General features: G+C 54.9%; 24 protein-coding genes. 21 read left to right on the top strand and 3 right to left on the bottom strand.

The annotated features are described in order from the left end of the window. Positions 1 to 187: 187 nt before the first annotated feature. The 8 genes from mdcA to mdcH all read left to right on the top strand — a co-directional run bounded on the left by mdcA (position 188) and on the right by mdcH (position 7,237). Positions 188 to 1,843, top strand: a complete 1,656-nt coding sequence (gene mdcA / locus AC0LWE_RS21600; RefSeq protein ID WP_202666046.1) for a malonate decarboxylase subunit alpha — start codon at positions 188 to 190, stop codon at positions 1,841 to 1,843. Further along, entirely contained in the window at positions 1,843 to 2,700 is an 858-nt protein-coding gene (locus tag AC0LWE_RS21595; RefSeq protein ID WP_216980860.1) for a triphosphoribosyl-dephospho-CoA synthase, read from the top strand. The genes mdcA and AC0LWE_RS21595 overlap by 1 nt, the downstream gene beginning before the upstream one ends. A 9-nt stretch (positions 2,701 to 2,709) precedes the next feature. Further along, positions 2,710 to 3,009 carry a malonate decarboxylase acyl carrier protein gene (mdcC, locus tag AC0LWE_RS21590; RefSeq protein WP_202694699.1) on the top strand — a complete coding sequence of 100 codons (300 nt, stop codon included), beginning with the start codon at positions 2,710 to 2,712 and terminating at the stop codon, positions 3,007 to 3,009. Continuing rightward, positions 3,002 to 3,835, top strand: a complete 834-nt coding sequence (locus AC0LWE_RS21585; RefSeq protein ID WP_059180258.1) for a biotin-independent malonate decarboxylase subunit beta — start codon at positions 3,002 to 3,004, stop codon at positions 3,833 to 3,835. Before mdcC ends, AC0LWE_RS21585 begins: the two co-directional genes overlap by 8 nt. Beyond that, positions 3,835 to 4,635 (top strand): biotin-independent malonate decarboxylase subunit gamma, encoded by an 801-nt coding sequence (mdcE, locus tag AC0LWE_RS21580; RefSeq protein WP_219347673.1) that lies wholly within the window; start codon positions 3,835 to 3,837, stop codon positions 4,633 to 4,635. Before AC0LWE_RS21585 ends, mdcE begins: the two co-directional genes overlap by 1 nt. 126 nt (positions 4,636 to 4,761) lie before the next feature. Next, the gene (locus AC0LWE_RS21575) at positions 4,762 to 5,721 is read left to right on the top strand and encodes an AEC family transporter (protein WP_059180257.1); all 960 of its coding nucleotides are present in this window, start codon (positions 4,762 to 4,764) and stop codon (positions 5,719 to 5,721) included. A 2-nt stretch (positions 5,722 to 5,723) separates the two neighbouring features. Then, positions 5,724 to 6,341, top strand: a complete 618-nt coding sequence (locus tag AC0LWE_RS21570; protein ID WP_219347316.1) for a malonate decarboxylase holo-ACP synthase — start codon at positions 5,724 to 5,726, stop codon at positions 6,339 to 6,341. Further along, positions 6,341 to 7,237, top strand: a complete 897-nt coding sequence (gene mdcH, locus AC0LWE_RS21565) for a malonate decarboxylase subunit epsilon (protein ID WP_219347674.1) — start codon at positions 6,341 to 6,343, stop codon at positions 7,235 to 7,237. Before AC0LWE_RS21570 ends, mdcH begins: the two co-directional genes overlap by 1 nt. Here the strand turns inward: mdcH and AC0LWE_RS21560 are convergent. Together AC0LWE_RS21560 and AC0LWE_RS21555 are read right to left on the bottom strand one after the other, a co-directional pair. Next, positions 7,227 to 8,165 carry a LysR family transcriptional regulator gene (locus AC0LWE_RS21560; RefSeq protein ID WP_131486933.1) on the bottom strand — a complete coding sequence of 313 codons (939 nt, stop codon included), beginning with the start codon at positions 8,163 to 8,165 and terminating at the stop codon, positions 7,227 to 7,229. The genes mdcH and AC0LWE_RS21560 overlap by 11 nt on opposite strands. Before the next feature lie 15 nt (positions 8,166 to 8,180). Continuing rightward, complete coding sequence (locus AC0LWE_RS21555; RefSeq protein WP_059180253.1) at positions 8,181 to 10,085, bottom strand: ABC transporter ATP-binding protein; 1,905 nt, start codon at positions 10,083 to 10,085, stop codon at positions 8,181 to 8,183. A 174-nt stretch (positions 10,086 to 10,259) separates the two neighbouring features. Here AC0LWE_RS21555 and kefG point away from each other — a divergent pair, with 174 nt between their 5' ends. From kefG to slyD, 4 genes are all read left to right on the top strand, one after another. Continuing rightward, positions 10,260 to 10,814: a glutathione-regulated potassium-efflux system ancillary protein KefG gene (kefG, locus tag AC0LWE_RS21550; RefSeq protein ID WP_071818778.1), complete on the top strand. Its 555-nt coding sequence runs from the start codon at positions 10,260 to 10,262 to the stop codon at positions 10,812 to 10,814. Continuing rightward, positions 10,814 to 12,619, top strand: coding sequence for a glutathione-regulated potassium-efflux system protein KefB (kefB, locus tag AC0LWE_RS21545; RefSeq protein WP_059180252.1), 1,806 nt, complete (start codon positions 10,814 to 10,816; stop codon positions 12,617 to 12,619). Before kefG ends, kefB begins: the two co-directional genes overlap by 1 nt. Positions 12,620 to 12,629: 10 nt before the next feature. Beyond that, entirely contained in the window at positions 12,630 to 12,830 is a 201-nt protein-coding gene (locus tag AC0LWE_RS21540) for a YheV family putative zinc ribbon protein (RefSeq protein ID WP_005121675.1), read from the top strand. A 94-nt stretch (positions 12,831 to 12,924) separates the two neighbouring features. Next, positions 12,925 to 13,518 carry a peptidylprolyl isomerase gene (slyD, locus tag AC0LWE_RS21535; RefSeq protein ID WP_174343579.1) on the top strand — a complete coding sequence of 198 codons (594 nt, stop codon included), beginning with the start codon at positions 12,925 to 12,927 and terminating at the stop codon, positions 13,516 to 13,518. Between the two features lie 79 nt (positions 13,519 to 13,597). On the opposite strand, the gene AC0LWE_RS21530 is transcribed toward slyD, so the two are convergent. Beyond that, positions 13,598 to 13,816 (bottom strand): protein SlyX, encoded by a 219-nt coding sequence (locus AC0LWE_RS21530; protein ID WP_059180250.1) that lies wholly within the window; start codon positions 13,814 to 13,816, stop codon positions 13,598 to 13,600. 236 nt (positions 13,817 to 14,052) lie between these two features. Between AC0LWE_RS21530 and fkpA the strand changes: the two genes are divergently transcribed. The 9 genes from fkpA to AC0LWE_RS21485 form a co-directional block, all read left to right on the top strand. Then, positions 14,053 to 14,874, top strand: a complete 822-nt coding sequence (gene fkpA / locus AC0LWE_RS21525) for an FKBP-type peptidyl-prolyl cis-trans isomerase (RefSeq protein ID WP_015960726.1) — start codon at positions 14,053 to 14,055, stop codon at positions 14,872 to 14,874. A gap of 164 nt (positions 14,875 to 15,038) precedes the next feature. Continuing rightward, positions 15,039 to 15,761, top strand: a complete 723-nt coding sequence (locus AC0LWE_RS21520) for a helix-turn-helix transcriptional regulator (protein WP_059180249.1) — start codon at positions 15,039 to 15,041, stop codon at positions 15,759 to 15,761. Continuing rightward, entirely contained in the window at positions 15,761 to 16,147 is a 387-nt protein-coding gene (gene tusD / locus AC0LWE_RS21515) for a sulfurtransferase complex subunit TusD (protein ID WP_202666049.1), read from the top strand. Before AC0LWE_RS21520 ends, tusD begins: the two co-directional genes overlap by 1 nt. Further along, positions 16,147 to 16,506 carry a sulfurtransferase complex subunit TusC gene (gene tusC / locus AC0LWE_RS21510; protein ID WP_204772791.1) on the top strand — a complete coding sequence of 120 codons (360 nt, stop codon included), beginning with the start codon at positions 16,147 to 16,149 and terminating at the stop codon, positions 16,504 to 16,506. The genes tusD and tusC overlap by 1 nt, the downstream gene beginning before the upstream one ends. Before the next feature lie 7 nt (positions 16,507 to 16,513). Next, the gene (gene tusB, locus AC0LWE_RS21505) at positions 16,514 to 16,801 is read left to right on the top strand and encodes a sulfurtransferase complex subunit TusB (RefSeq protein WP_202668724.1); all 288 of its coding nucleotides are present in this window, start codon (positions 16,514 to 16,516) and stop codon (positions 16,799 to 16,801) included. Positions 16,802 to 16,925: 124 nt separating this feature from the next. Next, positions 16,926 to 17,300, top strand: a complete 375-nt coding sequence (gene rpsL, locus AC0LWE_RS21500; RefSeq protein ID WP_000246815.1) for a 30S ribosomal protein S12 — start codon at positions 16,926 to 16,928, stop codon at positions 17,298 to 17,300. A gap of 96 nt (positions 17,301 to 17,396) precedes the next feature. Continuing rightward, positions 17,397 to 17,867: a 30S ribosomal protein S7 gene (rpsG, locus tag AC0LWE_RS21495; RefSeq protein ID WP_015960721.1), complete on the top strand. Its 471-nt coding sequence runs from the start codon at positions 17,397 to 17,399 to the stop codon at positions 17,865 to 17,867. A gap of 96 nt (positions 17,868 to 17,963) precedes the next feature. After that, the gene (gene fusA, locus AC0LWE_RS21490) at positions 17,964 to 20,078 is read left to right on the top strand and encodes an elongation factor G (protein ID WP_059180245.1); all 2,115 of its coding nucleotides are present in this window, start codon (positions 17,964 to 17,966) and stop codon (positions 20,076 to 20,078) included. Between the two features lie 67 nt (positions 20,079 to 20,145). Beyond that, positions 20,146 to 20,277: GTP-binding protein (locus tag AC0LWE_RS21485; RefSeq protein WP_004146313.1), on the top strand; the 132-nt coding region annotated here is incomplete at its 3' end.

Raw genomic sequence — 20,277 nt, 5'->3', positions numbered from 1 at the left:
TATTTCCTGTCTGAGCTAGCGTTTTTTTCCGAAACGTTATCTGATCTTGATCATAAATATTCATTCTGATTATTACTCTCAGGCTAATGATTCACCTCTACGCTTAATTGATGCCTTTCTCACCAGAGCGCACACTTTACTCAGCGTTAAGCAAATCAAAATGATGTGCTGAATCAGGAGGTTAATAATGTTATCTGGGCAAACGCCACCCCGGGTCTGGAACACACGCCGCACAGAGAAAGCGCGCCGTCTGGCTTCCGTTCCGGTGCAGGGCAAAGTACTGCCAACCGACGATTTCGTCGCCATGCTGGAAAAACTGATCGCCCCGGGCGACAAAGTGGTGCTGGAAGGCAACAACCAGAAGCAGGCAGATTTTCTGTCCCGCTCACTTGCTGAAGTGAACCCGCAAATCGTCCATGACCTGCATATGATTATGCCAAGCGTCGGGCGCAGCGAACATCTCGATATCTTTGAAAAGGGCATCGCCCGCAAGCTTGATTTCTCCTTCTCCGGCACGCAAAGCCTGCGCATTTCGCAGCTGCTGGAAGACGGTCTTCTCGAAATCGGCGCTATCCACACCTACATCGAACTTTATTCCCGTCTTTACGTTGATCTCTCGCCAAACGTGGCGCTAATTGCCGGCTTCAAAGCGGACCGCAAAGGCAATCTGTACACCGGCGCAAGCACTGAAGACACGCCCGCGCTGGTTGAAGCCGCCGCGTTCCATGACGGTATCGTCATTGCGCAGGTGAACGAGCTGGTCGACGACGAAAGTGACCTGCCCCGTGTGGATATCCCCGGTTCCTGGATTGACTACGTGGTAGTGGCGGACAAACCGTTCTTTATCGAACCGCTGTTCACCCGCGATCCGCGCCTGATCAAGCAAGAACACATTCTGATGGCGATGATGGCGATTAAAGGCATCTACGCCGAACATCAGGTCCAGTCCCTGAACCACGGGATCGGTTTTAATACCGCCGCGATTGAACTCCTGCTGCCCACCTACGGCGAGCAGCTCGGGCTGAAAGGCAAAATTTGTAAGCACTGGACGTTGAACCCGCATCCCACGCTGATCCCGGCGATTGAAAGCGGCTGGGTCGAAAGCGTGCACTGCTTCGGCGGTGAGCTGGGTATGGAAGAGTACATCCGTGCGCGCCCTGACGTGTTCTTTACTGGCGCCGACGGGTCGATGCGTTCTAACCGCGCACTCTGCCAGCTTGCAGGTCAGTACGCGGTGGATATGTTTATCGGCTCGACGCTGCAGGTGGATGGCGATGCAAACTCCTCAACGGTGACGCGTGGACGTCTCTCCGGTTTCGGCGGTGCGCCAAACATGGGCCACGATCCGCACGGTCGTCGTCATGCGACGCCCGCCTGGCTGAATATGAAAACCGAACCGGACCTCATGCAGCGCGGTAAAAAGCTGGTGGTACAGATGGTCGAAACATTCCAGGCGGGTGTGAAACCAACCTTTGTCGAAAAACTCGATGCCATCGACGTGGCGAAATCCTCCGGGATGCCGCTTGCGCCGGTAATGATTTATGGCGATGACGTCACCCACGTATTGACCGAAGAAGGGATCGCTTACCTGTATCGCGCCGAAAGTCTGGAAGAGCGTCGCGCAATGGTTGCAGCAGTGGCCGGGATCACCGATGTCGGTCTGGGTGTTGACGCCAAACGCGTCGCGGCGCTGCGCCAAAGTGGCAAAGTGGTCTACCCGGAAGATATGGGCATTCGCCGTACGGACGCCACGCGTTCTCTGCTGGCGGCGGGTAGCGTGTCGGATCTGGTCGAATGGTCCGGCGGTCTCTACAACCCACCTGCGAAATTCCGGAGCTGGTAATGAAACTTCTGCCCCAGATTCAGGTTGAAGGCGGTGCCGAATGGCTGGCGCAAACCGCCACGCAGTGTCTGATTGACGAAGCACGATTAAGCCCGAAACCCGGTCTGGTGGACAGTCGGGGGAACGGCGCGCACCGCGATCTCACGCTCGCCCTGATGGAGCGCTCAGCGCAAAGTTTGACCCCAACGTTCCAGGCGCTGGCGCTGCAAAGCTGGCAGCGTCCGGCAGATATTTCGCTTCGACAAACCATAGGGCGGCTCGGACGCGAAGGCGAACAGCAAATGATGGCGGCGACAAACGGCGTCAATACCCATCGCGGTGCGATTTGGGCGCTGGGTCTGCTGGTCAGCGCGGTCGCCATGCTTGGCGGTGATACCCAACCGCAGACCGTCGCAGCCACTGCCGCGGAGCTGGCGAAACTGCCTGACGATGCCGCACCGAAAGTCTTCAGCAAAGGGCTTCGCGTCACGCACCGTTACCGTGTACCGGGCGCGCGCGAAGAGGCGCAGCAGGCGTTTCCGCACATTATCCAGCGGGCATTGCCGCAGCTTCGGCTCAGCCGGCTCAACGGCAGCAGCGAAACGCACAGCCGGCTTGATGCGCTGATGGCGATCATGACCACCCTCACCGACACCTGCGTGTTGTCTCGTGCCGGAATGGAAGGGCTGGACGCCATGCAGGACGGTGCCCGTGCGGTGCTGAGCGCGGGCGGAACGGCTCAGCCCGACGGACAGCGCGCGCTGGCTGCGTTAGATCGCCACATGCTGGCGCTCAACGCGTCGCCCGGGGGCGCGGCCGATCTGCTTGCCGCCACGCTGTTTCTTGATCGCGTCGAAACGCCAAATTCACAGCATTAAGAGGATGTTATGGAAAAAATCACATTGACCGTGCCAGCCAGCCGCGTAGTGAGCGGCAGGGCGCTGGCAGGGGTTGTCGGCTCCGGGGATATGGAGGTGTTGTTCACCGCCGACCAGAACCAGACGTTAACCATCGAAATCACCACATCTGTCGATAACAGCCGCAGCCGCTGGGAAGCGCTGTTCAACCGTCTGCAAACCGTGAGCAGCCTGCCTGCCGGGACGCTGACGATCCACGATTTTGGTGCCACACCCGGCGTGGCGCGCATCCGTATCGAACAGGTTTTTGAAGAGGTGAGCTATGCGTGACGATCGCAGTTTTATCGAATTAAAAGCGCGTCAGCGTGCCCATGCGCTGCTGGACGACGGCAGCTACCGCGAACTGCTGGACCCGTTTGAAGGTATCACCTCTCCGTGGCTGGCCGCGCAGGGCATCGTCCCGCAGGCGGACGACGGCATGGTGGTTGCGAAAGGCACCATTAACGGCAAACCGGCAGTGGTTGTGGCGATTGAAGGCGCATTCCAGGGCGGCAGCATGGGCGAAGTGTCCGGTGCCAAAATGGCGGCAGCGCTGGAGCTGGCGGCGGAAGATAACCGCAACGGCATTCCGACGCAGGCAGTATTAAGCCTTGAAACCGGCGGCGTGCGTTTACAGGAAGCCAACCTTGGCCTGGCGGCGATTGCCGATATCCACGCGGCCATTGTCGATTTACGTCGCTACACGCCGGTTGTCGGCATTGTCGCGGGAACCGTCGGCTGCTTCGGCGGGATGTCTATCGCGGCGGCGCTGTGCAGCTATCTGATTGTGACCCGGGAAGCGCGTCTCGGCCTGAATGGCCCGCAGGTTATCGAGCAGGAGGCCGGGATTGAAGAGTACGACTCCCGCGATCGTCCGTTTATCTGGAGCATGACCGGCGGCGAAATTCGCTACCAGAGTGGTCTGGTGGATGCGCTGGTGGGCGACGGGGTGAACGCGGTGAAACAGGCGATGAACGACGCGCTTGCGAAAGGCGTTCCGGCGAAACATCGCACCGATAACTACGACGACTATCTCGCGCGTCTGTCGAATTTTGACACTCGCAAACAGGCGGATACTGAACAGATCCATGCGCTTTTTGCGCGGGAGGTGAAATGATGACTAATACAATCAGCCGCGGCGAATTATGGCTGCAAACGCTCGCTCCTCATGCCAAACGTCTGTCAGGCCTGTGCCCGTCCGTGCAGGCGGCAGACGCTGACATCAACGGCGAAGCGGTACGTTTTATTTCCGTGGTGCCGGATGCCCATAACCATTTCCCGCGTGCTGCGCTTGGTGAAGTGGGTCTGATGGAAGGCTGGACGTTGGCGAAAGTGGTCAGCGAAACCGTTGCCGCCGATGCGGATAACGCCGTGAAACGCCCGATTGTGGCGGTGATTGATGTGCCAAGCCAGGCGTATGGCCGTCGCGAAGAGGCGTTTGGGATCCACCAGGCGCTGGCCGGTGCGGCTGCGGCCTATGCCAACGCGCGTCTGGCCGGTCACCCGGTCATTGGATTGATCGTCGGCAAAGCGATGTCGGGCGCGTTTCTGGCGCACGGCTATCAGGCTAACCGTCTGATTGCTTTCAACGACAAAGGCGTGCTGATCCATGCGATGGGCAAAGAGTCCGCCGCGCGGATCACTCTGCGCACCGTCGAGGCGCTGGAAAAACTGGCGGCCACCATTCCGCCAATGGCATACGACATTAGCAATTACGCCACGCTGGGGCTGCTTGAGAACTTGCTGGATATCAGCAACCCGGATGCGCCATCGGAAAGCGATGTGACACTGGTGAAATCCACCCTGCAACAGGCCATCAACGACGCACGTCAGGACACCACGCTAAAAAGCCGTTTGGGTGCTGACAATCGCCACAGCTCTGCTCTTGTTCGTGAGCGCATGCGAGCAAGCTGGTAAGTAGAAAAAAGAGACCTGCCAGAGGCATTTCCCCGCGGGCGTAGCGATTGCGCCCGTGCGGGAGCGTGCATTCTGAAAATAATAATCATCGCGCCAGTGCTAAAACTTTTTTACTACAGGTGATTTATGACTTACGTAATTGTTCATGCTCTTGCACCGATTTTCATCATCATGCTGCTGGGATTCTGGGCCGGTAAGGCAAAGATGGTCGATAACAAAAATGTTTCCCTGCTCAATATTTTCGTCATGGATTTTGCTCTGCCCGCCGCGCTGTTCAGTGCGACGGTACAAACGCCGTGGGCCGGCATTGTGGCCCAGTCGCCGCTGATTGTGGTGCTAACGCTGGCGATGTGGGTGACCTACGCGGGCATCTATTTCCTCGCCACCGGCGTCTTCAAAAAATCCCCGCAGGATGCCGCGGTGCTCACGCTGACGGTTGCGTTGCCGAACTACGCCGCATTGGGTTTACCGATTCTGGGCAGCGTGCTGGGCGAAGGATCTGCGACGTCGCTCTCCGTGGCGGTCTCCATCGCCTGCGGTTCCGTACTGATGACGCCGTTCTGTCTGCTGATTCTGGAACGTGAAAAAGCGCGTGCCGAAGGCGCGAATACCGGTTCAACGCTGTCGATGCTGCCCGTGCTGATGTGGCGTTCAATTAAAAAACCGATTGTGATGGGGCCGCTGCTGGGTGTGATTTTGTCTGCGATTGGCATCAAAATGCCGGAGCTGGTGCTGGCCGCGATTAAACCGCTGGGTCTGGCCGCAACGGCCGCCGCGCTGTTCCTGACGGGCGTGATCTTGTCTGCCCGTAAGCTGCAGATCAACACCATGGTGATTAGCGCCACTATCACCAAGCTGCTGATTCAGCCTGCAATTGCCTGGGGTATCGTGCTGATTTTCGGTCTGCACGGTTCCGTGGCTATTACTGCGATTCTGATGATTGCCCTGTCCGCCGGTTTCTTTGGCGTGGTCTTCGGCAACCGCTTTGGCGTGCAGTCCCCTGATGCAGAAGCGGTGCTGCTGTTAAGCTCGGTCCTGTGTATCCTGTCGCTGCCGCTGTTTATCTCACTGACTTCAGGAATGTAATCATGACCGCAACATTACGCCCGCACGATCTTATCTGGCTTACCGCGCGTGACGCGCTGGAAGGTATCACCGAATCCTGGGTGGACAGCGTGTGGCATACCGGTTTGCCTGTGGTGGTGCGGCGTGATGTTGATGATGCAGGACGAATTCCCGTCGGCGTGCGTGGACTGAAGCGCGACCAGCGCGCGGCGGGATGGGTGAACGCTCAGAACATTGCGCGCGTGGTTTCTCCCGACGATCTTTGCGTGCTCAACGATCTGCTGCGTTCACCTTTTATTACCCAGCCGCCGGTTCAGGTAGCGCTGCAACTGGCGCAGCAGTCGTGGCCGTGGACGTGGGGCATCACCGGCAGTACGGGCTACGCGCTGGCGACCGGCATTCCGGTTATCCACGCCGACAGCGATCTCGATCTGCTGATCCGCGCGCCGCAGCCCTTGCCACCGACGGCTTTCGAACGCTGGCAGTCTCAGCTCAGCAGTGCCCTTTGTCGCGCCGATACGCAGGTGGAAACGCCGCTTGGCGGCTTTGCGCTGAACGAATGGCTGCGCGACGGTAAAGCGCTGCTGAAAACACGTCATGGGCCGCGCCTGATGACCAATCCATGGCACAGGGAGGAATGATGAAAATTCTGTTTACCTTTCCGGGACAGGGGACGCAGCATCCTGGCATGCTGAAAGCGCTGCCGGGAACGGAAATGGCGCTGGCGCGAGAGGTGCTGGGCGCAGAAGTGGATTCACTGGATTCACCCGACGCCTTGCAGCACACCCGCGCGGTTCAGCTCGCGCTCCTTATCGCAGGCGTGGCGTGGGCGCGTGAAGTAGAGCGTCGCGGCGTTTCGCCCGATATGGTGAGCGGTTTGTCCATCGGCGCGTATCCGGCAGCGGTGATTGCCGGCGCGCTGGAGTTTACCGATGCGCTCAGGCTGGTGGCGCTGCGCGGCGATCTGATGGAACAGGCGTATCCGCACGGCTATGGCCTGACGGCGATTATGGGGCTGACGCTACCGCAGGTTGAAAAGCTTATTGAGGGGAGCGGAACCTATATCGCTAACCTGAATGCTGAAACGCAGATTGTGATTGCGGGTTCTGACGACGCCATGGCGGAGGTTGCGAAATGCGCGCTGGAGAAAGGGGCGAGCAAAGCGCACCGGCTGGCCGTCAGCGTGCCGTCACATTGTGAACTGTTGGCTCCGCCTGCGCAAAAGCTGGTAGCGGCATTTGAAAACGTAAGGCTCTCTCGCCCGCGCTGCGCGTATCTCAGCGGCAGCACCGGACGCGTGCTGTGGACGCCTGAAAAGATTGCCGACGATCTGGCGATGAACATGGCGCGGACGGTGCGCTGGCAGGAAGCGGTGATTTCCGCCAACGAACGGGAAGCACGGCTGGCGATTGAGATGCCGCCGGGTGGCGTGTTGACCTGTCTTACGCGACAGGCTGCGTGGGAAGGCGAATCGATTTCGCTGGAACGCAGCGGTATTGATGTGGCGGTGCATCTGGCGCAACGCCTTAGCGCGTAGCGTTTTGCTCCCGGCTGCGGGCGTACATTCGGCCCTCTGCGGCCAGCGCGCGCAGGCTGGGATCTTGCTCGCGGTTGCGCGCGAAGACAATGGCAATGAGCTGCTGCATTTGATACGGCTGCGCCAGCTTGAGCAGTTGCACGGAATTCTCGTACACCTTTTTCATTCTGCCCGGCATCAGCGTAAAGCCGACACCCGCCTGCACCAGACTTAACATCGAGAAAATGTCGTTAACGCGCGTCACGATCTCCGGCTCAAAACCGGCGATGTGGAAGGCCTCCTGAAAGCCTGCGTAAGTTGCAAAGCCTTCCGCCAGCGAGACAAACTTCTGATCTTTATAGTCGCGCAAGTCGGCTAAACCGTTGCCGATCAGTTTTGCTGTCGCGGGTGCGGCCAGGAAGATATCGTCGTGGAACAGGGGCAAGACTTCGAGACTGTTGCGGTCGATATCGCTTTCGGAGATGGAGATCAGAATCGCGTCCAGCGAGCCTTCATCCAGCAAATGCAGCAGCATTTCGTTAGAACCCATCGTCAGATCCATTTCCAGGTCCGGACGGCGCAGCTTCATGCCCATAATCAGGCGCGGCACGGTTTCCATTGTCAGCGAATAGAGCGTGCCAACGCGCAAACGGCCCTGGCCGATACCGGCGATTTTACGCGCTTCGTCCAGCCCGCGATCCATCACCTGCATCACTTCCTGGCAATATTCCAGCAGCGTCCACGCGGAGGGCAGCGCAATCAGATTGCGGCCCTTATGGGTGAACAGCGGGCAGCGCACGTTCTCTTCCAGCGTGTGCAGCGCGCGATGAACGCTTACCCCGCTAAGACCAAGCGCTTCTGCGGTGCGCGCGATGTTGCCCTTTTCCATAAAGGTCATGAATATGCTTAGCTTGCGAAAAGTGATTTCGCTGGTGATGTCGATACTCATAACCCTCCGGTTGCGTTAGTCGCTTTGCAGCATTGCTTCCAGCTGTTCCTGTGCATCCAGCCACGCCATTTCGCAATCCTCAAGACCCGATTTGGTTTTTGCCTGAATTTGCAAACACTCGGTCAGCTCGGCTTTGCGGCTCTGATCGTACAGCCCGCTGTCACCCAGTTTTTCTTCGACGGTAGCCAGTGTTGCGTGAAGCTTTTCCAGCTCTTTTTCCAGACGGGCGATCTCTTTACGCAACGGCTGCGTTTGGGTGCGCAGCTCTGCTTCGCGACGCTTTTGATCTTTGCGCGACTGGGCGCTGTTGGCGTTGTCTTTCGCATCGTCAGAGGGCTGATTTTCTTGCTTCTGCACATCGGTCAGCCACTGCTGATAATCTTCCAGATCGCCATCGAATGGCTCAACTTTACCGTCGTGAACCAGGTAGAGATCGTCAGTGGTGGAGCGGATCAGGTGGCGATCGTGCGAGACGACGACCAGCGCGCCTTCAAACTCGATGAGCGCTTCGGTCAGTGCCTGACGCATGTCGAGATCCAGGTGGTTGGTAGGTTCATCGAGCAGCAGCAGATTTGGACGCTGCCAGACGATCAGCGCCAGCACCAGACGGGCTTTTTCGCCGCCGGAGAAGCGCTCGGTGATTTCGGTGACTTTATCGCCCTGGAAGCCAAAACCGCCGAGATAATCACGCAGCTTCTGTTCCATTTCCTGCGGAGCGAGGCGCGCCATATGCTGAATGGGGGACTCGTCTGCGCGTAAAAATTCCAGCTGATGCTGCGCGAAGTAGCCAAGCTTAATGCCCTTCGCCAGACCGATATCACCGCTGACCGGATTAAGCTCGCCCGCCAGCAGTTTAATCAGCGTGGACTTACCGGCACCGTTGCGCCCGAGCAGACCGATACGTGAACCCGGCACCAGGTTGAGCTTGATGGAATCCAGAATAATGCGATCGCCGTAGCCTGCGCTGACCTTTTCCATTTTTAACAGCGGATTCGGCAGGCTCTCAGGCGCGCGGAAGCTGAAGTGGAACGGGTTGTCGACGTGCGCAGGCGCGATCATCTCCATGCGTTCGAGCATTTTAATGCGGCTCTGCGCCTGCTTGGCTTTGGAGGCTTTGGCTTTGAAACGGTCAACAAAGCTTTGCAGATGCGCGACGCGCTGCTGCTGGCTTTCGTACATCGACTGTTGCTGCGACAGACGCGTGGCGCGCTGGCGCTCGAAAGAGCTGTAGTTGCCGGTGTATTCGAACATCGACTCTTGTTCGATGTGAATGATTTTATCCACCACCGGATCAAGAAAATCACGGTCATGGGAGATCAGAATCAGCGTGCCCTGATAGCTTTTCAGCCATTTTTCCAGCCAGATAACGGCATCGAGATCGAGGTGGTTCGTTGGCTCATCGAGCAGCAGTAAATCGGAGCGACACACCAGCGCCTGCGCCAGATTCAGGCGCATACGCCAGCCACCGGAGAAGTCACTCACGGGGCGTTCGAGCTGTTCGTTGCTAAAGCCCAAGCCGTGTAGCAGGCTGGAGGCGCGAGAGCGAATAGTCCACGCGTCGATGGCGTCCAGCTTGCCGTGAACGGTGGCGATGGCGTGGCCGTCGTTACGCTCGTTGGCGGCGTTCAGCTCGGCTTCCAGCTTGCGGTATTCGCGGTCGCCGTCAATCACGTACTCAAGCGCCGGGACGCTCAGGGCAGGCGTTTCCTGGTTGACCCAGGCCAGTTGCCAGTTGCCCGGATAGGTAAAGCTGCCCGCATCGGCGCTCATTTCGTTTTTCAGAAGCGAAAGCAGAGTGGATTTGCCGCAGCCGTTTTTGCCCACCAGGCCGACTTTTTGGCCAGGATTAATGGTGGCAGTAGCGTTGTCCAGCAGGACGCGTACGCCGCGACGAATTTGTAAGGAGGAGAAAACAATCATAGAGCGCCGTGTATTCCGACTATGTTAGGTTGTCATTATAATCAGGTTAAAAATCTGTCCCGCCAGGCTGTTTTTTCAACAATGAGGCGTGAGGGGCCAGACTGAATAATGCCGCGCATGGCGCGGGTGTGCCATGGTAGCCGAAAATGGCAATGATGACGACCCGGGAGGGGAATGATGTCTCAGACAGCAAAAGTGCTGCTGTTGTATGCCCATCCGGAATCCCAGGACTCGGTCGCAAACCGGGTTTTGCTTAAACCGGCTCAACAGCTGAGCAATGTGACGGTGCACGACCTTTACGCGCACTATCCTGATTTTTTTATTGATATTCCTCGCGAGCAGGAGCTGTTGCGTCAGCATGACGTGATTGTGTTCCAGCATCCGCTTTACACCTACAGTTGCCCCGCGTTGCTGAAAGAGTGGCTGGACCGGGTGCTGAGCCGCGGATTTTCCAGCGGGCCTGGGGGGAACCAACTGGCGGGAAAGTACTGGCGGAGTGTCATTACGACCGGTGAACCAGAAAGTGCTTACCGCCACGACAGCCTGAACCGCTACCCCATGAGCGATATTTTGCGCCCTTTTGAACTGACGGCGGCGATGTGTCGTATGCACTGGATGAGCCCGATGATTGTTTACTGGGCGCGCCGCCAACAACCTCAGGCGCTGGCAAGTCACGCCAAAGCTTACGGTGAATGGCTGGCCTCCCCGATTCCGACGGGAGGTCACTGATGGAAGGTACCGATCTTTTATTAGCCGGGGTGCTGTTTTTGTTTGCCGCCGTGGTGGCGGTGCCGTTGGCCGCACGGCTTGGCATCGGCGCGGTGCTGGGGTATTTGCTGGCGGGCATCGCTATCGGACCGTGGGGCCTTGGATTTATTAGCGATGTAGACGAGATCCTGCACTTCTCGGAGCTTGGCGTGGTCTTCCTGATGTTCATTATCGGGCTGGAGCTGAATCCCGCTAAGCTGTGGCAATTGCGGCGATCGATTTTCGGCGTGGGTGCAGCGCAGGTGTTGTTTAGCGCGGTGATCCTCGGTGGATTGCTGATGCTGACGCAGTTCAAATGGCAGGCGGCGGTGATTGGCGGGATTGGCCTAGCCATGTCGTCGACGGCGATGGCGTTGCAGCTGATGCGCGATAAAGGGATGAATCGCAACGAATCAGGACAACTCGGTTTCTCGGTGCTGCTGTTCCAGGATCTCGCGGTTATCCCGGCATTAGCCCTGGTGCCGTTGCTCGCCGGTTCGGGTGACGATCATTTTGACTGGATGAAAGTCGGCATGAAGGTGCTGGCTTTTGTGGGAATGCTGATTGGCGGTCGTTATCTGCTGCGCCCGGTATTCCGCTTTATTGCGGCCTCCGGCGTGCGCGAAGTGTTTACCGCGGCGACGCTGCTGCTGGTGTTAGGTTCGGCGTTGTTTATGGATGCGCTGGGGCTGTCGATGGCGCTTGGGACCTTTATCGCCGGGATTCTGCTGGCCGAAAGTGAGTACCGCCACGAGCTGGAGATTGCGATTGACCCTTTCAAAGGGTTGCTGCTCGGGCTGTTCTTTATCTCTGTGGGTATGGCGCTGAATCTGGGTGTGCTTTATACCCATCTGCTGTGGGTGGCGGTCAGCGTTGCGGTGCTGGTGGCTGTGAAAACAGGTGTGCTTTACACGCTGGCGCGGATCTACGGCCTGCGCAGTTCAGAGCGAATGCAGTTTGCCGGTGTGTTGAGCCAGGGTGGCGAGTTTGCTTTTGTGCTCTTCTCCACAGCAGCGTCCCAGCGTTTATTCCAGGATGATCAAATGGCGCTGCTGCTGGTGACGGTGACGCTGTCGATGATGACCACGCCGCTGCTGATGAAGCTTATCGATAAATTACTCTCGCGCCGCTTCAATCAACCTGACGACGAGGACGAAGCGCCGTGGGTCGAAGACGATAAACCGCAGGTGATTGTGGTGGGCTTTGGTCGTTTTGGGCAGGTTATTGGCCGTCTGCTGATGGCGAACAAGATGCGTATTACGGTGCTTGAGCGTGATATCAGCGCGGTGAATCTGATGCGCAAATATGGCTATAAAGTGTATTACGGTGATGCCACGCAGCTCGAGTTGCTGCGTTCTGCGGGCGCTGAGGCTGCGGAATCTATCATCATCACCTGTAACGAGCCGGAAGATACGATGAAGCTGGTGGAACTGTGCCAGCAACATTTCCCGCACCTGCATATTCTGGCGCGAGCGCGGGGACGCGTTGAGGCACATGAACTGTTGCAGGCGGGCGTGACCAATTTTTCACGCGAGACGTTTTCCAGTGCCCTTGAATTAGGGCGCAAAGCGCTGGTTTCGCTGGGTATGCATCCGCATCAGGCGCAACGGGCACAAATGCATTTTCGGCGTCTCGATATGCGTATGCTGCGCGAGTTAATGCCTGTGCATTCGGACACGGCGCAGATATCTCGCGTACGGGAAGCGCGGCGCGAGCTTGAAGAGATTTTCCAGCGGGAGATGCAGCAAGAGCGACGGCAGTTCGACGGCTGGGATGAATTTGAATAGGGGCAAAAGTATGGCAATTCGTAAACGTTTTATTGCAGGTGCAAAATGCCCGTCCTGCCAGGCGCAAGATTCGCTGGCGATGTGGCGTGAAAATAATATTGATATTGTTGAGTGTGTTAAGTGCGGTCATCAGATGCGAGAGGCGGATAAAGAAGCGCGCGAGCATGTTCGCAAAGAAGAGCAGGTGATCGGTATTTTTCATCCGGACTAGCGATATGCCCTCAGTTTTTTTAAGCTAAAGGGTACACGGGTGCAGATTTCCGCTACAATCTGCGCCAGCAATTTTCCCACGCTCAGGAGATATCATGAAAGTAGCAAAAGACCTGGTGGTCAGCCTGGCCTATCAGGTACGTACAGAAGACGGTGTGTTGGTTGATGAGTCTCCGGTGAGTGCGCCGCTGGACTACCTGCATGGTCACGGCTCCCTGATTTCCGGCCTGGAAAGCGCGCTGGAAGGTCACGATGTTGGCGATAAATTTGACGTTGCTGTAGGCGCGAACGACGCTTACGGTCAGTATGATGACAACCTGGTTCAGCGCGTTCCTAAAGACGTGTTCATGGGCGTTGACGAGCTGCAGGTTGGCATGCGTTTCCTGGCTGAAACTGACCAGGGTCCAGTACCGGTTGAAATCACCGAAGTTGAAGACGAGCACGTTGTGGTTGACGGTAACCACATGCTGGCTGGCCAGAACCTGAAATTCAACGTTGAAGTGATTGCGATCCGTGAAGCAACCGAAGAAGAACTGGCTCATGGCCACGTTCATGGTGCGAACGGTCACGACCACGATCACGATCACGACCATGACGGTTGCTGCGGTGGTCACGGCCACGATCATGACCATGGTCATGAGCACGGTAAAGGCGGTTGTGGCGGTAACGGCGGTTGCGGCTGCCACTAATACTTCGGTATTCGCTGTATCGCACGCACAAAAAAGCGGGAAATATTCCCGCTTTTTTTACGCCTCAGCGTTGTTAGCCTCAATAATGCGGCGGTGGGGTCTCTTCGGACGGTGAAGCCATATGTGACGATTGTGTCGCTTTCACTTTCTCTGTCAGTAAACGCAGCAGATCGCGAAGTTTCGCCATTTCCAGTTCATGAGCTGTCACGGTCTGGTTGAGTTCGTCGATAGTTACTTCCTGAAAAGCGAGACGGCTTTCCAGCTCGGCCAGCCGCACTTCCATAGATGTATCTTGCATGATTGACCTCGTTGTGTGTTCTGCGCCACCGGGCGTTAGCAAAGACAAATTTTACCCGAGTTTGTCCCAATGTGCAGTATCCATCCCTTTGGCACGAAACTAATTTAAACAAAAATAGTCTCAAAAGAGACGATAATAGGGGGAGTCTGTCTATAGATTTCCTCCGCAACGTTCTATAGTACGCTTCTCATTTACGTTTAACGCTGGGGTGAGAGGCCCTGGTCCTGGAGAAATGGATGAAATCACTGTTTAAAGTAACGCTGCTGGCGACCACTATGGCTGTCGCACTGAATGCGCCGCTGTCTTTCGCTGCTGATACTGCTGCGAAACCTGCTGCAAGCGCAGACAGCAAAGCTGCGTTCAAAAATGACGACCAGAAATCAGCCTATGCGCTGGGCGCTTCTCTGGGTCGTTACATGGAAAACTCTCTCAAAGAGCAGGAAAAACTGGGCATCAAACTGGATAAAGATCAGCTGATCGCCGGTGTTCAGGATGCATTTGCAGATAAAAGCAAACTGTCTGACCAGGAAATCGAACAGACTCTGCAAGCTTTCGAAGCTCGCGTGAAGGGTGCTGCTCAGGGCAAAATGGAAAAAGACGCAAAAGACAACGAAGCGAAGGGCAAAGCCTACCGCGATACTTTTGCGAAAGAAAAAGGTGTGAAAACCTCTTCTACCGGTCTGCTTTATAAAGTTGAGAAAGCCGGTACTGGCGATGCGCCAAAAGACAGCGACACCGTTGTAGTGAACTACAAAGGTACACTGATCGACGGTAAAGAGTTTGATAACTCTTACACGCGCGGCGAGCCACTGTCCTTCCGTCTTGACGGTGTTATCCCAGGTTGGACTGAAGGCCTGAAAAACATCAAGAAAGGCGGCAAAATCCAGCTGGTCATTCCACCGGATCTGGCTTACGGAAAAACCGGCGTTCCGGGTATCCCGGCTAACTCCACTCTGGTCTTTGATGTAGAGCTGCTGGACATCAAACCAGCACCGAAGGCAGATGCTAAACCTGCCGCTGCAGAAGATGATAAAGCTGCAGACGCAGCGAAGAAGTAAAACGCTGAAAACCGCCGCCTTCAAGGCGGCGGTTTTTTTATTGCAGGCCAGATATAATAAACACTGGAAAGCCTTGCCTACGCTGTATTAATTTAGTTGTCCGTGTAAATATGAGCCTGCCCTGACAACCTAACGACAGGCTCCTGAAAAGGAGTGTTTTTTTCATGTCCAGGTCGCTTTTAACCAACGAAACCAGTGAACTTGATTTGCTGGATCAACGTCCTTTCGATCAGACTGACTTCGATATTCTGAAATCCTACGAAGCGGTAGTGGACGGGTTAGCGATGCTCATTGGCTCTCACTGCGAAATCGTATTGCACTCCCTGCAAGATCTGAAATGTTCCGCCATCCGTATTGCCAATGGTGAGCATACTGGCCGCAAAATTGGATCGCCAATTACCGACCTTGCACTGCGTATGCTCCACGACATGACCGGCGCCGATAGCAGCGTCTCCAAATGTTATTTCACCCGTGCCAAAAGCGGCGTTCTGATGAAGTCAGAGACCATCGCCATCCGTAATCGCGATCACCGGGTGATTGGATTGCTGTGCATCAACATGAACCTTGATGTGCCGTTCTCACAAATCATGAGCACCTTTATTCCACCTGAAACACCGGAAGTGAACTCCTCCGTTAACTTTGCCTCCTCTGTGGAAGACCTTGTCACGCAGACTCTGGAATTCACCATTGAAGAGGTGAATGCCGATCGCAACGTATCGAACAACGCCAAGAATCGTCAAATCGTGCTGAACCTCTATGAGAAAGGCATTTTCGATATTAAAGATGCGATTAACCAGGTTGCCGACCGACTGAATATTTCCAAGCACACGGTGTATCTCTACATTCGTCAGTTCAAAAGCGGTGATTTTGTGGGGCAAGAGAAGTAATGCGCTTTGCCTTAATGGTGACGGGGCCAGCTTACGGCACGCAGCAGGCCAGCAGTGCGCTGCAGTTTGCGCAAGCGGTATTGGTTGAAGGGCACGAGCTGAGCAGCGTGTTTTTCTATCGAGAAGGCGTCTTTAATGCCAATCAGTTAACGTCTCCTGCTTCTGATGAATATGATCTGGTGCGTGGCTGGCAGGCGCTTAATGAAAAACAGGGCGTTGAGCTGCACATCTGTGTGGCGGCGGCGCTGCGTCGTGGCGTCGTGGACGAAACTGAGGCTAAGCGTTTGGGGCTTTCGGGCGCCAATCTGCAGCCTGGGTTTACGCTCAGCGGCCTGGGTGCATTGGCGCAGGCGGCGCTGACATGCGATCGGATGGTACAATTCTGATGAACCGCATTGCGTTTGTGTTTACTTCTGCTCCTCACGGCAGCTCAGCGGGTAGGGAAGGGCTTGATGCGCTTCTGGCGACCTCTGCCCTGACAGAAGATATTGGTGTTTTCTTTGTCGGCGACGGCGTATTTCAGATTCTCAACGGACAACAGCCGCAACGGATACTGGCGCGGGATTATATTTCGACGTTTAAGGTCTTGCCTTTGTATGACATCGACACGTTTTGGGTGTGCGCTGCATCGTTAAAAGAGCGAGGGATTGACGAAAATGTCCCGTTGGTCCTGGATGTAGACGTGATTTCACCGAACGATCTGCGCGAAAAACTCTCCCATTATCATGTCGTTCTGACATTCTGAGGTCGTCATGCTTCACACTCTACGCCATTCACCGTGGCAAGCTGATATTGAAGGATTGCTAAGAATGGTGGGCGATGGCGATGAATTATTGCTGATCCAGGACGGCGTTTTTGCTGCCATTGACGGTGGGCGCTTCATTGAAATCCTCAATAATGCCCCCATAAAGGTCTTAGCGCTGAAAGATGACATTGATGCCCGCGGTCTTGTTGGTCAAATTTCCACCAAAATTGACGTTGTTGGCTATACTGACTTCGTCAAACTCGCGATTAAGCACTCGACTCAAATGAGTTGGTGATCCGAGATCACTGTATATTTCTTGACACCTTTTCGGCGTAGCCCTAGAATTTCGCGTCCTCATATTGTATGAGGTCGATTTATTACGTGTTTACGAAGCAAAAGCTAAAACCAGGAGCTATTTAATGGCAACAGTTAACCAGCTGGTACGCAAACCACGCGCTCGCAAAGTTGCAAAAAGCAACGTGCCTGCGCTGGAAGCCTGCCCGCAGAAACGTGGTGTATGTACCCGTGTATATACCACCACTCCTAAGAAACCAAACTCCGCACTGCGTAAAGTATGCCGTGTGCGTTTGACCAACGGTTTTGAAGTGACTTCCTACATCGGTGGTGAAGGTCACAACCTGCAGGAACACTCCGTGATCCTGATCCGTGGCGGTCGTGTAAAAGACCTTCCGGGTGTTCGTTATCACACCGTTCGTGGTGCACTTGACTGTTCCGGCGTTAAAGACCGTAAGCAGGCTCGTTCCAAGTATGGCGTGAAACGTCCTAAGGCTTAATGGTTCTCCGTTAAGTAAGGCCAAACTGTTTTAACTTAATGTCAAAATAAACTCTTTGAGTTTTGGACAATCCTGAATTAACAACGGAGTATTCCCATGCCACGTCGTCGCGTCATTGGTCAGCGTAAAATTCTTCCAGATCCTAAGTTCGGATCAGAACTGCTGGCAAAATTTGTAAATATCCTGATGGTAGATGGTAAAAAATCTACTGCAGAAGCAATCGTATACAGCGCGCTTGAGACCCTGGCTCAACGCTCTGACAAAAATGCACTGGAAGCTTTCGAAGTCGCTCTCGACAACGTGCGCCCGACTGTAGAAGTTAAGTCTCGCCGCGTTGGTGGTTCTACTTATCAGGTTCCAGTTGAAGTTCGTCCGGTTCGTCGTAATGCCCTGGCAATGCGTTGGATCGTTGAAGCTGCTCGTAAACGCGGTGATAAATCCATGGCTCTGCGTCTGGCGAACGAACTTTCTGACGCTGCAGACAACAAAGGTACTGCAGTTAAGAAACGTGAAGACGTTCACCGTATGGCAGAAGCCAACAAGGCGTTCGCACACTACCGTTGGTAATCCCTTCGGAGTCATAGTCACCAGGCGGACACTTCCCAGAAGCTGTCCGCTCTGGGTTACTTAATTGAACGCCTAAAGAAATAAACGAGGAATCAAATGGCTCGTACAACACCCATCGCACGCTACCGTAACATCGGTATCAGTGCGCACATCGACGCCGGTAAAACCACTACTACCGAACGTATTCTGTTCTACACCGGTGTAAACCATAAAATCGGTGAAGTTCATGACGGCGCAGCTACCATGGACTGGATGGAACAGGAGCAGGAGCGTGGTATTACTATCACCTCCGCAGCGACTACTGCATTCTGGTCAGGTATGGCTAAGCAGTACGAACCGCATCGCGTAAATATCATCGACACCCCAGGCCACGTTGACTTCACTATCGAAGTTGAACGTTCTATGCGTGTTCTCGATGGTGCGGTAATGGTTTACTGCGCAGTTGGTGGTGTTCAGCCACAGTCTGAAACCGTATGGCGTCAGGCAAACAAATACAAAGTTCCACGCATTGCGTTCGTTAACAAAATGGACCGCATGGGTGCAAACTTCCTGAAAGTTGTTGGTCAGATCAAAACCCGTCTGGGCGCGACAGCTGTTCCGCTTCAGTTGGCGATTGGTGCTGAAGAAGGTTTCACCGGTGTTGTTGACCTGGTGAAAATGAAAGCCATCAACTGGAACGATGCCGATCAGGGCGTGACCTTCGAATACGAAGACATCCCTGCTGACATGGTTGAGCTGGCAAACGAATGGCGCCAGAACCTGGTTGAATCCGCAGCTGAAGCTTCTGACGAGCTGATGGATAAATATTTGGGCGGCGAAGAGCTGACCGAAGAAGAAATCAAAACCGCGCTGCGTGCACGCGTACTGAGCAACGAGATCATTCTCGTTACTTGCGGTTCTGCGTTCAAGAACAAAGGTGTTCAGGCAATGCTGGATGCGGTAATTGATTACCTGCCAGCACCAACTGACGTACCAGCAATCAACGGTATGCTGGACGACGGTAAAGACACTCCAGCTGAACGTCATGCTACTGATGATGAGCCGTTTGCTGCACTGGCATTCAAAATCGCTACCGACCCATTCGTGGGTAACCTGACGTTCTTCCGCGTGTACTCTGGCGTGGTTAACTCTGGTGATACTGTATATAACCCAGTGAAAGCAGCACGTGAGCGCTTTGGTCGTATCGTTCAGATGCACGCTAACAAGCGTGAAGAGATCAAAGAAGTTCGTGCGGGTGACATTGCTGCGGCAATCGGCCTGAAAGACGTGACCACAGGTGACACCATCTGTGATCCGGACCACGTGATCATTTTGGAGCGTATGGAATTCCCTGAACCGGTAATTTCTATCGCTGTAGAACCAAAAACCAAAGCTGACCAGGAAAAAATGGGTCTGGCTCTGGGTCGTCTGGCTAAAGAAGATCCATCATTCCGCGTATGGACTGATGAAGAATCTAACCAGACTATCATCGCTGGTATGGGTGAACTGCACCTCGACATCATCGTTGACCGTATGAAGCGTGAATTCAACGTTGAAGCTAACGTGGGTAAACCTCAGGTTGCTTACCGCGAAGCGATTCGTGCGAAAGTTACCGATGTCGAAGGTAAACACGCTAAGCAGTCTGGTGGTCGTGGTCAGTTTGGTCATGTTGTTATCGACATGTACCCACTGGAGCCGGGCTCTAATCCGAAAGGTTATGAGTTCATCAACGACATCAAAGGTGGTGTGATTCCTGGTGAATACATCCCTGCCGTTGATAAAGGTATTCAGGAACAGCTGAAGTCTGGTCCTCTGGCGGGTTACCCAGTAGTAGATCTCGGCGTGCGTCTGCACTTCGGTTCTTACCACGACGTTGACTCCTCCGAGCTGGCGTTTAAACTGGCCGCTTCTATTGCCTTCAAAGATGGCTTTAAGAAAGCGAAACCAGTTCTGCTTGAACCAATCATGAAGGTTGAAGTAGAAACTCCAGAAGAGAACACTGGTGACGTTATCGGTGACCTTAGCCGTCGTCGTGGCCAGCTGAAAGGTCAGGAATCTAACGCTACTGGCGTTCAGATTCATGCTGAAGTACCGTTGTCTGAAATGTTCGGATACGCAACTCAGCTGCGCTCACTGACTAAAGGTCGTGCTTCTTACTCCATGGAGTTCCTGAAGTATGATGACGCGCCGAACAACGTTGCTCAGGCCGTAATCGAAGCCCGTGGCAAATAAGCCATAGGTTAAAAACCAAAATCCCGTGCCCTCTCGGTGAGAGGGCACTATAGTAAGGAATATAGCCGTGTCTAAAGAAAAATTTGAACGTACAAAACCGCACGTTAACGTTGGTACTATCGGCCACGTTGACCACGGTAAAACTACCCTGACTGCTGCAATCACTACCGTTCTGGCAAAAACCTACGGTGGTTCTGCT

This window comes from Lelliottia sp. RD5 (genome assembly GCF_056032945.1).
Note: the sequence above shows the minus strand (reverse complement) of the source record. Positions and strands in the feature narration are given on the sequence as shown.